The 13,223-nt window shown below is 53.3% G+C and carries 8 protein-coding genes; 6 read left to right on the top strand and 2 right to left on the bottom strand.

The genetic code is table 11. The features are described 5' to 3' along the window. Positions 1-60: 60 nt before the first annotated feature. Positions 61-1,017: a Fe2+-enterobactin ABC transporter substrate-binding protein gene (fepB, locus tag OGX67_RS22130; RefSeq protein ID WP_003835643.1), complete on the bottom strand. Its 957-nt coding sequence runs from the start codon at positions 1,015-1,017 to the stop codon at positions 61-63. 187 nt (positions 1,018-1,204) lie between these two features. Here fepB and entC point away from each other — a divergent pair, with 187 nt between their 5' ends. The 5 genes from entC to entH are packed head-to-tail and all read left to right on the top strand — an operon-like array spanning position 1,205 to position 6,064. Beyond that, positions 1,205-2,380, top strand: coding sequence for an isochorismate synthase EntC (gene entC / locus OGX67_RS22135; protein WP_193339318.1), 1,176 nt, complete (start codon positions 1,205-1,207; stop codon positions 2,378-2,380). A gap of 31 nt (positions 2,381-2,411) precedes the next feature. Next, on the top strand, positions 2,412-4,022 hold the full coding sequence (gene entE, locus OGX67_RS22140) for a (2,3-dihydroxybenzoyl)adenylate synthase EntE (protein WP_257651658.1): 1,611 nt from the start codon (positions 2,412-2,414) through the stop codon (positions 4,020-4,022). Between the two features lie 13 nt (positions 4,023-4,035). Beyond that, a complete protein-coding gene (locus OGX67_RS22145) occupies positions 4,036-4,893 on the top strand; it encodes an isochorismatase (RefSeq protein WP_257651657.1) in 858 nt (285 codons plus the stop codon). Then, entirely contained in the window at positions 4,893-5,648 is a 756-nt protein-coding gene (gene entA, locus OGX67_RS22150; RefSeq protein WP_071696163.1) for a 2,3-dihydro-2,3-dihydroxybenzoate dehydrogenase EntA, read from the top strand. The genes OGX67_RS22145 and entA overlap by 1 nt, the downstream gene beginning before the upstream one ends. A gap of 2 nt (positions 5,649-5,650) precedes the next feature. Continuing rightward, positions 5,651-6,064, top strand: a complete 414-nt coding sequence (gene entH, locus OGX67_RS22155; RefSeq protein ID WP_257651656.1) for a proofreading thioesterase EntH — start codon at positions 5,651-5,653, stop codon at positions 6,062-6,064. Between the two features lie 44 nt (positions 6,065-6,108). Here the strand turns inward: entH and OGX67_RS22160 are convergent, their stop codons facing one another. Beyond that, the gene (locus tag OGX67_RS22160) at positions 6,109-10,500 is read right to left on the bottom strand and encodes an autotransporter outer membrane beta-barrel domain-containing protein (RefSeq protein WP_257651655.1); all 4,392 of its coding nucleotides are present in this window, start codon (positions 10,498-10,500) and stop codon (positions 6,109-6,111) included. Between the two features lie 593 nt (positions 10,501-11,093). On the opposite strand from OGX67_RS22160, the gene cstA reads away from it, so the two are divergent. Then, positions 11,094-13,199 carry a pyruvate/proton symporter CstA gene (cstA, locus tag OGX67_RS22165; RefSeq protein WP_003022061.1) on the top strand — a complete coding sequence of 702 codons (2,106 nt, stop codon included), beginning with the start codon at positions 11,094-11,096 and terminating at the stop codon, positions 13,197-13,199. The last annotated feature ends 24 nt before the right edge of the window (positions 13,200-13,223 follow it).

Consider the following 13,223-nt stretch of genomic DNA (forward strand, 5'->3'; position numbering starts at 1 on the left):
CGCGTTGTGCTCTACGGATTGTAGGCCGGATAAGGCGTTAGCCGCATCCGGCGCTGGCAATTAAAACAGAGCCGACAGACGTTGCAGCAGCAGCATTGCGCTGTAGTAGTCGAGACGGAAGGTTTCCGTACCCAGGGCGTAAACACGTTTATTTTGTACGGCTGGCAGATGCGCCAGAAGCGGATTAGCGTAAATAGCATCGGCATCTTTGCTGTCGCCAGCAAACAGGAACAGCGCTTCGCCGTTCAGGCCTGCCGCCAGGTTCTCACCGCCAAGCTGGATGATATCGTGGCGTTTGCCCTGACTCTGGCTGGTATGCAAGTTGGCAGGCAGCGTTGCCAGCGTGAACCCTAACTGCTCCATCAGCTTGCCTTGCGCTGACTCAGGCGTCCACAGATTGGCGCTGTGCGCCGCGGCGGTATATACCAGCGCGCTGACCGGCTGTGGTGGCAGGGTAATACGTTGCTTAACTGCCTGTAGTTGCTTATCAAACTCGGCAATACGCGCAGCAGCCTGTTGCTCCTGACCGGTAATTTCACCTAACTGGGTCAGCAGCGACTGCCAGCTTTTATCGTCGTAATTAATGATTAGCGTTGGCGCAATGGTGGACAGCTGATCGTACAGCGCGAGGGCAGAATCGCCCCCGGTGGCGCTTACCAGAATCAGATCCGGCATTTGCGCCGCAACGGCCTCCGCGCTCGGTTCGCCGATATACAGGCGGCTCAGTTTGCGTTCTTTTGCCACTTCGCTCCACTGGCGTAAAAAGCCCTGCGCATCGCCGATGCGATTGTTCGGCGTAGTGGCACCGCTGGCGATGACCGGGGCATCAATCGCCAGCAGCGAACCGGTGAGGGTCACGCTGGTGGAGACAATTCGCTGCGGTTTATGTTCCAGCGTATGCGTGCCGCGGCTGTCAGTAACCTGACGCGGCCAGTCGGCGGCGTGACCTGAAGAAATTCCTGAAAGAGATAAACCTGCCAGTAAGAGCACGGTGCGGCAAAAAGAGGGGAGACTCACGAATCGGCTTCCTGTTATCAATATAAGTAATGCTTCTCATTTTCATTGTTAGTGAGCAAGGATGCAAGCCAAAGTCGCACATTGTGCTACCACAAGAGTTGACATACCGCCGCTTTACTTTTAGGTTAGCGACCGAAAATATAAATGATAATCATTATTAGAGCCTTTATCATTTTTGGAGGATGATATGGATACGTCACTGGCCGAGGAAAAAACGCAGACTATGCCGACGCTCGCTCCCGACAGTTTTTTCTTTATGTCGCCGTACCGTAGTTTTACGACGTCAGGATGCTTCGCCCGCTATGCGGAACCGGCAATTGATGGCGATTCGCCAGACAGCCCTTTCCAACAAAAAATGAACGCACTGTTTGCTGATGCCAAATCGCAGGGTATCGCGAACCCTGTCATGGTCGGGGCGATCCCTTTTGACACCCGCCAGCCATCATCGCTGTTTATTCCCCAATCGTGGCAGAGCTTTTCTCGTACGGCGAAGCAGCAATCATCACGTTACTTTACCGCGCATCAGTCGCTGAACGTCGTGGAACGTAAATCGATCCCGGAACAGGACTTTTTTGAAGATATGGTCGCCCGGGCGGCTGCGCTGACGTCTACTCCGGAAGTCGACAAAGTGGTGTTGTCACGCCTGATCGATATCACCACCGATGCCAACATTGACAGCGGTGCGCTGCTGGAGCGTCTGGTGGCGCAAAATCCAGCGAGCTACAACTTCCATGTGCCGATTGAAGACGGCGGCGTATTGATTGGTGCCAGCCCGGAATTGCTTCTGCGCAAAGAAGGCGAGCGTTTCAGTTCTCTGCCGCTGGCGGGCTCTGCACGTCGTCAGCCTGATGATGTGCTGGATCGCGAAGCAGGGATCCGCCTGCTGGCATCTGAGAAGGACCGCCATGAGCACGAACTGGTGACGCAAGCGATGAAAACGGTATTGCGCGATCGCAGCCGTGAACTGCAACTGCCTTCTTCTCCGCAGCTGGTTACTACGCCGACGCTCTGGCACCTCGGCACGCCGTTTGAAGGTAAAGCCAACGCGCAGGAAAACGCCCTGACGCTGGCGTGCCTGTTGCACCCGACGCCTGCACTGAGTGGCTTCCCACATCAGATTGCGCGCAAGCTTATCGCCGAGCTGGAGCCGTTCGATCGCGAACTGTTCGGCGGTATTGTCGGCTGGTGTGATGCCGAAGGTAACGGTGAGTGGGTGGTGACGATCCGCTGTGCGAAGCTGCTGCGCAATCAGGTGCGTTTCTTTGCCGGAGCAGGAATTGTTCCAGCCTCTTCCCCGGTTGCGGAATGGCGTGAAACGGGGGCCAAGCTATCCACGATGTTGAATGTTTTTGGACTGCATTAAGAGCCTTGTGGACTGGTTTTAAGGAGCAAAAATGAGTATTCCATTCACCCGCTGGCCGGAAGAGTTTGCCCGCAGGTATCGTGAAAAAGGTTACTGGCAGGATTTGCCGCTGACCGACATTCTGACCCGTCATGCCGACAGCGACCATACGGCGGTTATTGATGGTGAACGCCACCTGAGCTATCGCCAGCTGAATCAGGCCGCTGACAATCTAACCTGCAGTTTGCGTCGCCAAGGGATTAAACCCGGTGAAACCGCGCTGGTACAACTGGGCAATGTGGCTGAGCTGTATATCACCTTCTTTGCGTTACTCAAGCTGGGCGTAGCTCCGGTGCTGGCCCTGTTCAGCCATCAGCGTAACGAACTCAACGCCTATGCCAAACAGATTGAACCGGCGCTGCTGATTGCCGATCGCCAGCATACGCTGTTTAGCGGGGACGATTTTCTAAACACTTTTGTGGCCGAACACAATTCAGTGCGCGTGGTGCAACTGCACAACGACGAAGGTGAACACAATCTACAAACGGCGATAAGCCAACCTGCGACTGATTTTACTGCTACACCGTCGCCCGCTGATGAGGTGGCGTACTTCCAGCTTTCCGGCGGGACGACCGGGACGCCAAAGCTGATTCCTCGCACTCATAACGATTACTACTACAGCGTACGTCGCAGCAATGAGATTTGCCACTTCACCGGGGAAACGCGTTATTTATGCGCAATCCCGGCGGCGCATAACTACGCCATGAGCTCGCCAGGCGCGCTGGGCGTGTTCCTTGCGGGTGGAACCGTCGTGCTGGCGGCCGACCCGAGCGCTACCCTGTGTTTCCCGCTGATTGAACAGCATCAGGTTAACGTCACGGCGCTGGTGCCACCTGCGGTGAGCCTGTGGCTGCAGGCGATTGCGGAGTGGGGCAGCAATGCGCAATTGGCTTCGCTGAAACTGCTACAGGTCGGTGGAGCGAGACTTTCCGCCACGCTTGCGGCGCGTATTCCGGCTGAGATTGGCTGCCAGTTGCAGCAGGTCTTCGGCATGGCGGAAGGGCTGGTGAACTACACCCGTCTGGACGACAGTCCTGAGCGCATCATCAATACCCAGGGTCGCCCGATGTGTCCTGATGATGAAGTCTGGGTAGCAGACGCTGACGGCAACCCCTTAGCCCAGGGAGAGACCGGACGCCTGATGACACGTGGTCCGTACACCTTCCGTGGTTATTTCAAAAGCCCTGAGCATAATGCCAGCGCCTTTGACGCCAACGGCTTTTACTGTTCCGGCGATCTGATCGCTATCGACCCGGATGGCTACATCACCGTTCAGGGACGCGAAAAGGATCAGATCAACCGCGGCGGGGAGAAGATCGCTGCTGAAGAGATTGAAAACCTGCTGCTGCGCCATCCAATGGTTATCCATGCAGCGCTGGTCAGTATGGATGACGAACTGATGGGCGAGAAAAGCTGTGCCTGGCTAGTGGTAAAAGAGCCGCTGCGCGCGGTTCAGGTGCGCCGTTTTCTGCGCGAACAGGGTGTGGCGGAATTCAAATTACCCGATCGTGTTGAGTGCGTTGAGTCATTACCGCTGACTCCAGTGGGGAAGGTAGATAAAAAACAATTACGTCAGTGGCTGGCATCACGTTCACTGGCCTGAAGGAGAAATAGAAATGGCAATTCCTAAACTGCAGGCTTATGCGCTACCAACGGCGCTTGATGTTCCGGTGAACAAAGTCGACTGGGCATTTGACCCTGAACGCGCCGCGCTGCTGATCCACGACATGCAGGATTATTTTATCGGCTTTTGGGGCGATAACTGTCCGATGATGGAGCAGGTCGTCGCGAACATCGCCGCGCTGCGCCAGTACTGCAAAGAGCATAATATTCCGGTGTATTACACCGCTCAACCGAAAGAGCAGAGTGATGAAGACCGCGCTCTGCTCAATGATATGTGGGGACCGGGCCTGACGCGTTCGCCGGAACAACAAAAGATCGTTGAGGCGCTGGCGCCGGATGAAGCGGATACCATTCTGGTGAAATGGCGTTATAGCGCATTTCATCGCTCCCCGCTGGAACAGATGCTCAAGGAAACCGGGCGTAATCAACTGATCATTACCGGGGTGTATGCGCATATTGGCTGTATGACCACCGCAACTGACGCTTTCATGCGTGACATCAAGCCGTTTATGGTTGCCGATGCGCTGGCGGACTTTAGCCGTGATGAACACTTGATGTCGCTGAAATACGTGGCGGGACGTTCCGGGCGTGTGGTTATGACCCAGGAATTATTACCGATGCCGGTTCCGGCCAGTAAAGATGCGTTGCGCAGCGTTATTCTGCCGCTGCTGGATGAGTCCGAAGAGCCGATGGATGACGAAAACCTGATCGACTATGGGCTGGATTCCGTGCGCATGATGGCGCTGGCGGCGCGCTGGCGTAAGGTTCATGGTGATATTGATTTCGTGATGCTGGCGAAAAAACCGACCATTGACGCATGGTGGGCTCTGCTCTCCCGCGAGGTGAAGTAATGGCCGGATTTGATTTTGCCGGGAAAACCGTCTGGGTAACCGGGGCGGGAAAAGGGATTGGCTACACCACGGCGCTGGCGTTTGCGAATGCAGGTGCTGAGGTGACTGGATTCGATCGCGAATTTCCTCAGGATAACTACCCGTTTACGACCGAAGTGCTGGATGTGGCGAATGCCGGACAGGTAGCTGAGGTGTGCCAGCGCGTCCTCAAAGCGCGCGAGCGTTTGGATGTGTTGGTCAATGCCGCAGGTATTTTGCGTATGGGTGCCACCGATGCGCTAAGCGCTGAGGAGTGGCAGCAGACGTTTGCGGTTAACGTTGGCGGAGCGTTCAATCTGTTTCAGCAGACGATGGCGCAGTTTCGTCGCCAGCAGGGCGGGGCGATCGTGACCGTCGCGTCGGATGCGGCGCACACGCCGCGTATCGGCATGAGTGCTTACGGTGCGTCAAAGGCCGCGTTGAAAAGCCTGGCGCTGACCGTCGGACTTGAACTGGCAGGCAGCAGTGTGCGTTGTAACGTGGTTTCTCCGGGGTCGACCGATACCGACATGCAGCGTACGCTGTGGGTCAGCGATGACGCGGAGCAACAGCGCATTCGTGGATTTGGCGAGCAGTTTAAGCTTGGGATTCCGCTGGGGAAAATCGCCCGGCCGCAAGAGATCACCAACACTATTTTATTCCTCGCTTCCGATCTGGCCAGCCACATTACATTACAGGATATCGTGGTGGACGGCGGTTCCACGCTGGGGGCATGACGATGATCTGGAAACGTCATTTGACGCTGGATGAACTCAATGCCACCAGTCAGAACACGATGGTGGCGCATCTGGGAATGGTCTATACCCGACTGGGTGATGATGTGCTGGAAGCCGAAATGCCGGTGGATAGCCGAACGCATCAGCCGTTTGGCCTGCTGCATGGCGGCGCGTCGGCGGCCCTGGCGGAAACGTTGGGTTCGATGGCGGGTTATCTGATGACGCGCGACGGGCAGTGTGTGGTGGGGACGGAACTAAACGCCACGCATCATCGGGCGGTATCGCAGGGGAAAGTACGCGGCGTTTGTCAGCCGTTGCATCTTGGGCGTCAAAATCAAAGCTGGGATATCGTCATCTTTGATGAGCAGGGACGACGCTGTTGCACCTGCCGTTTAGGCACGGCGGTGATGGGGTGAAAGATAAAACGCGTCTGAGCATACCAGACGCGTTTTTGTGTAGATTACCAGCTATAGTGCAGGTTAACGCTGCCACTGAGATCGCTGAAATCGTTGTTTCCTTTCTGCCCTGTTGCCTGCGCGCTAATGTTCCATTGATTGTTGATAGCGGCCTGGATCCCGAGTTTTATTTCAGCGCGATCGGCGGGAAGATCCAGGTTTACCGCTGAGTTATCAAAGGATACCGCCATATCATCGGTCATATGTAGCCAGTTGACTTCGGCGAATGGCTGAAGAACCGCATTGGTTGTCGGTGACGAACCCTCGACGCGAAGACCGAGGCGAGTGGTCCAGTTTTCGCTATTTTGACCGTCAATACGCGTATTGTGTGCTTGCACGCTGTCCGCTTTGTAGCTTTGCCAGACAACCTGTAATTGCGGTATCAGACTTAACGATTGGTTACTGGCGAAGTCCATCGTATATCGATAGCCGCTTTCCAGAGAGAGCGCGTTGGCGGTTGAGTCGTAATGTGTTGTTCCTGCATCACCGTTTTCAACGCTATTATCGTAGAAACCATATTGATACCAACTGTCGACATACCAGCCACGATGACGCATAGCATCAGCATACCAGGTTGCGTAAACGCCCAAATTGTAGCCGTCGATATCTCCGGTGGCTGAAAACTGGCTGCCATCTGCGCCGCGGTTTCCTGTGCTATCTGTACTGCCATTGATATAGCTTCCCATGAGTCCCAGCGTCAGACTTTGCTGACCGTTGTTCCAGGTGGCGATATCCCCGCCAAGTTGGAACTGGACGTAATCGCTGTCCATGTCGACATTTCCATCCGCAGCAGTAGAGTCCGCGTTTCCGCCTTTTACACGTAGCCATAAGTCGCCTTCATGTGAACGATACTGGCTATCTTCACGGTCGAAAAGCGTTTGCATTTGTAGCTCGCGAGCCAGCCACTGATTCCCCAGATAAGCGCCGATATCGGCACGGTATTGTGGATTTGATGGTTTACCGTCGCTGCCGCCGTCGTCGGGGTCGACAGGGGTTACGTCGCTGCCGCCGTCGTCGGGGTCGACAGGGGTTACGTCGCCGCCGCCATCGTCGGGGTCGACGGGGGTTACGTCGCTGCCGCCGTCGTCGGGGTCGACAGGGGTTACGTCGCCGCCGCCGTCGTCGGGATCGACAGGGGTGACGTCACTGCCATCGTCGTCAGGATCGACAGGAGTAATATCTCCCCCGTCATCGGGTGTCTCCGCCTGTGAGCGCAAATACCAATTTTCATTATCTTCGTATAAGCGATATTCGTACGGCCCAATCAGGACCCGATTGCCCAGCGAGAAAGCATCATCTGTTGATGTACCGCCAACATTCACAATTTCAATACCCTGGTCGGTGAATGCGCCTTCCCCTCCAGCCTGGTTGATGTACAGCGTGGTTTTACCGTCCACGTCACCCGCTACAATCAGTTCATCGGTCGGCGAGCTATCGTCGCCTAAATAAGTATTGAGTGTCAGGTTACCGCCAGTGCCAGTGTAGTTGCCGTTAATAGTCAATGTATTGCCCGGCGTCGTCCCCGAGCTTGCGATACTGCCCTTGTTGGTGACATTACCGTTTATGATAAAACCGCTTTGGGCGGCAGTATTATCGCCAAAGCGTAATGTTCCAGCGTTGTCCACGTTGCTGTTAACGGCGCCATTGCCACCTAAGGTTGAACCTTGCCCGACGGTGACATACTGCTGACTGCCTGCGGCACCAATAACGCCTGTCTCTGTTAGCCATAACGTCCCCTCCTGCACGGCGGTGGTACCGCTATAGGTGTTATTCGACGTCAGAGTGAGTGTGCCTTCTCCTTTTTTGGTCAGGCTCTTACCGTCCCAACCGCTGCGCGTGTCTGATGCGACGTCTTCCAGTTGGCTATTGACAGTAAACTGCTTGCCGCCATCGAGGGTGAATGTGCCGTGAGCAGGGGTGGCGACGGAGCCAGACTGTCCGGCATACCAGCTCAGGCCAACACCCAATTGGTATTGGGTGTTATCTGTGGCGCTGATTTGTCCGAATACTGACAGGTAATCCGGTATTGAGTCAGTATCCGTTGATAAGCTGGCAAAATCTTCGGTGATTGCAGTGTCTGTATCAATCAACGTAATAGTTTCAATGTCTTGTAATTGAGCGTCAGAGGTGAGTGTACCGATATCCAGCGCATTGCCGCTATTACTGATATGTAAATCACCGCCTAACGCAATCTCACCCCCGGTAATCAATGGTGCGCTATTGGCGCTGGCCAGGGCTGCTGCGCTAAGATCAACATTCAGGATGCTACTTTCCTGCAACGTCAGGCTATTAGCATGTAATGTGCTGTCGGCTGCCAGTTCTACGGTACCCGCATTGTCCAGCGATGTCAGGGTTGAACTGTCAGTAACGAGCCATTTTCCTTGATCGGCGAGCGTAAGGCTAAGCTCAGAGTCCAGGCCCCGGGTGTTAAAGTCGTGATTGATGGATGTTGCGCCCTCAAAATAAGATCCCGCATCCATTGTCAGATTGATATATCCCCAGCCGCTGTTAACGATGTCGCCGATAATCGTCATTTTTCCCGTACCGTTGATGGTGCCACCGGGCAATATATTGCTGCCGGACGACACTTTAGGTACCCAGATAGCGATTCCATCGTCGTTGGTTTTAATCGTTGTGTCACCACTCAGATTGACGATGCCGCCCTGTTGAACCATAACGCCAGAAGCGTTGATGGCTCCTGTCATGTCGATGTTCATGTTGCTGGCATTAATAATGCCTGCGCGGGTAAAACTGTTATCGCCTATAGCCGAAAGCCCGTAGGAATTGGCTCCGTTCATAATGATGTCGGTATTGGAGATATTAATAGTTGAACCACTAAATTGTGCTGATGCGCCATAGCCTCCCGAGGCATAAATTGTGTTTCGATTATCCTGAGAACCGTTGAAATTGATCGTTGATGGGTCAGAAAAAGATGTGTTGGCTATCAGTCCGTACGTTTTGGCGGTGTCGATTCGTCCGTCGATCGTACTGCCTTCACCAATATTAACGACTGTGGCATACATGCTACTTTGGGCTGTTATCGCTGTTCCTTGCGCTGTTTTTACCGTCAGGTTATCCGCGTCAAGTTCCCCGTATCCTCGGCCAGTGAGGTAAATAGTTGATGCCGTTCCGGTGGCGCTGATGGAACTGCCTGAACCGAGATCTACCAGACCTCCCTCTATACGGATACCTTCGGTTTTGCCGCCGGTTACTTCAATTGTCAGGTTTTCGGCATGTGCTGCGGCAGTGACGTCTTCTTTTTTTGTCGCCGAATAATCTCCGACAAACAGACCATATCCTTCGGAAAAGCCTGCCACGGTTATGGTCGAGTCGTGGCCAAAGTCGATGTTGCCTGAGATGTCTGCGCCGCGGCCACTTGTGTGTTCTGTAGAGGTAGTGGATACATCGATCGTCAGGTTATTAGCAGCGATCTGACTTCCCCTTCCTGACGTCAATCCATAGGCCGTTCCACTTGGAGTGGAGAGCGTTATCTTACTGCCTTCACCCAGATTAATATGGTTGTTTGACCCTGTCTGGATTCCATAAATCATCACGGTATTTGCTGAGTCTGCCGTTGTGACATCGATAACCAGGCCGTTCGCATTGAGCGTTGTATCTTTGCCGAAATAGAGACCACTGCCTCTCTCGGTACCACTGTTGATTTCTATGTGGGTGTTGTCTCCCAGATTGAGCGTGGTTTTCTCTGCCCTGGAGGTATCGATACCCGTCGCTTTACCGGCGGAGTTGGAGGTGACATGAATGGAGCCACCATCCATGGTGAATGTATTACCGCCATCATAGAAAAAGACACCGGTACTATTTCCGTTCTGGGATTCAACGTTGATTTTGCTTCCTTGCCCGAAGTCGAGAGATGAATCCATACCGTGAATATAAACACCATAGGCGGTGTTGTTACTGGCAACGTTAATTAATAGGTTGTTGGCATCGATGCGAGTACCTGGATTTACTTTATTAATGTAAACACCATTTGTTGAGCTTGTAGTGGTTGAACCGGTATCGGTTACGTTAATCTGTGTATCGTTTCCTAAATCATTTATCACACCGTTATCGAGTTTAACGCCGATTGAACCGCTATCCCCCGTAACGTTAATTGATGCCTTACCCTCAATTTGCACTCCTTGACCACCGGTCACGGTGCTATCGATACCCGTCTCTCCTGATAATGACGTTATAGTGTCACCATTGTTCAGGATGATGGTTTCTCCGCTCTGTGGGCCTTTATCTGCGGCAAGGGCGGCGCTGGTCATGATGCCGACGGTTGATAAAAGCACCCCGGCAACGGTGGTTCGTACCCGATTATCGCCACGAGAGCGTTCTGACACGACGATGAACATGTTTCGCGCGATATTCCAGACAATGCGATAGCATTTATTCATTATTTATATCCTTATAAAATTATGCCGCTATTAATGAATAACATTCTGCGTAAAAAGATTTTGGATGTTTCTATGTATGCTTTTTAAATATATGTTAGAAGGTGGTGGTGATATTTTTATGTAATTTCACTTAATCAATGTTGCATTGGATTATAGGTAGGGGTATCGCTAAAGGTAGCTTTTGATGTCTGATTTTTTTATCAGGATTAATAAAAGCACTCCATGTATAAAAAATGAGAATATCCTAAGATTATTAATGGTTTTATAATTAAGGATGTTGCTACTTATGGTTTTAAAATAAGGGCACATCGCCAGAGTGATGAAATGCTAAATAATTATAATTTACTGTAAATGTATCTATGTTGATGATGAATTCTGTAATTGGCCTCCTGAGCAAGCAAAACGCTGGCCCAGCCGCATAAGTAACGTAATTGTTTCAGCTATAGTTGTAGCAAAGGTGATCCAGTTAACAATGCAATGTAAATAGTCAGTGATGCCTCAGGTTTATGTGGTTGTCAGGTTGTTAAAATCAGGAAAGATGTTATAGAAACAAAATGTAACATCTTTCTGGATCACGCAAACGGACAACAACTATGAATAAATCAGGGAAATACCTCCTCTGGACATTGCTCTCCGTTATCGGAGCATTTGCCCTGGGATATATTGCGTTAAATCGTGGTGAACAGATCAACGCGTTGTGGATAGTCGTGGCGTCGGTCTGTGTCTACCTTATCGCTTACCGTTTCTACGGCCTGTACATCGCGAAAAATGTACTGGCGCTGGACCCGACGCGTATGACGCCAGCCGTGCGTCATAACGATGGTCTGGATTATGTTCCCACCGATAAAAAAGTACTGTTTGGTCACCATTTTGCGGCGATTGCTGGAGCGGGTCCGTTAGTTGGACCGGTGCTGGCGGCGCAAATGGGCTATCTGCCGGGTATGATCTGGCTGCTCGCCGGGGTGGTACTGGCAGGGGCGGTGCAGGACTTCATGGTGTTGTTTGTTTCTACCCGTCGCGATGGTCGTTCCCTTGGCGAACTGGTGAAAGAAGAGATGGGCCCTACGGCGGGTGTTATTGCGCTGGTGGCCTGTTTTATGATCATGGTGATTATCCTCGCGGTACTGGCGATGATTGTCGTGAAAGCGCTGACCCACAGCCCGTGGGGAACTTACACCGTAGCGTTCACTATCCCGCTGGCGATTTTTATGGGGATTTACCTGCGCTATCTGCGCCCGGGCCGCATTGGTGAAGTGTCGGTCATCGGTCTGGTATTCCTGGTGTTTGCCATTATTTCCGGCGGCTGGGTAGCGGAAAGCCCGACCTGGGCACCGTACTTTGACTTTACCGGCGTACAGCTGACCTGGATGCTGGTGGGCTACGGTTTTGTCGCCGCCGTGCTGCCGGTGTGGCTGCTGCTGGCCCCGCGTGATTACCTCTCTACCTTCCTGAAAATCGGCACCATTGTTGGTCTGGCGGTAGGGATTCTGATCATGCGTCCGACGCTGACCATGCCAGCTCTGACCAAGTTTGTTGACGGTACTGGCCCGGTCTGGACCGGTAACCTGTTCCCGTTCCTTTTTATCACCATTGCATGCGGTGCGGTATCTGGCTTCCATGCGCTGATCTCCTCCGGAACCACGCCGAAGATGCTGGCGAATGAAGGGCAGGCTTGCTTTATCGGCTACGGCGGAATGCTGATGGAATCCTTTGTCGCCATTATGGCGCTGGTTTCCGCGTGCATCATCGATCCGGGCGTGTACTTTGCGATGAACAGCCCGATGGCGGTGCTGGCTCCTGCGGGCACGGTTGATGTAGTGGCTTCTGCGGCACAGGTAGTCAGTAGTTGGGGCTTTGCTATTACGCCAGATACTCTGCACCAAATCGCCAATGAAGTGGGTGAGCAATCCATTATCTCCCGCGCAGGTGGTGCGCCGACGCTGGCCGTCGGGATGGCGTACATTCTGCATGGCGCACTGGGTGGCATGATGGATGTGGCGTTCTGGTATCACTTCGCCATTCTGTTTGAAGCTTTGTTTATTTTGACGGCGGTTGATGCCGGTACACGCGCTGCGCGCTTTATGCTGCAGGACTTGCTGGGCGTGGTGTCACCGGGCCTGAAACGTACCGATTCGTTGCCTGCGAACCTGCTGGCGACGGCGCTGTGCGTGCTGGCCTGGGGTTACTTCTTACACCAGGGCGTGGTGGATCCTCTGGGTGGTATTAATACCCTGTGGCCGCTGTTTGGTATTGCTAACCAGATGCTGGCCGGTATGGCGTTGATGCTCTGTGCTGTGGTGCTGTTCAAGATGAAACGCCAGCGTTACGCGTGGGTGGCACTGGTCCCAACCGCCTGGCTGCTGATTTGTACCCTGACCGCTGGCTGGCAGAAAGCGTTTAGCCCGGATGCAAAAATCGGCTTCCTGGCTATCGCCAACAAATTCCAGGCGATGATCGACAGCGGTAACATTCCGGCGCAGTACACCCAGTCGCAGCTGACGCAGCTCGTGTTTAACAACCGCCTGGATGCGGGTCTCACCATCTTCTTCATGGTAGTCGTTGTGGTGCTGGGTCTGTTCTCCATCAAAACTGCGCTGGCAGCATTGAAAGAGGACAAACCAACTTCGAAAGAGACGCCGTACGAGCCGATGCCTGAGAATGTCGAAGAGATCGTGGCGCAGGCGAAAGGCGCGCACTAATATTCTCTTAACCAATGAGCCCTC

Origin of the sequence: Citrobacter sp. Cf118, from assembly GCF_030334095.1 — a bacterium.
GTDB classification, from domain to species: domain Bacteria; phylum Pseudomonadota; class Gammaproteobacteria; order Enterobacterales; family Enterobacteriaceae; genus Citrobacter; species Citrobacter freundii.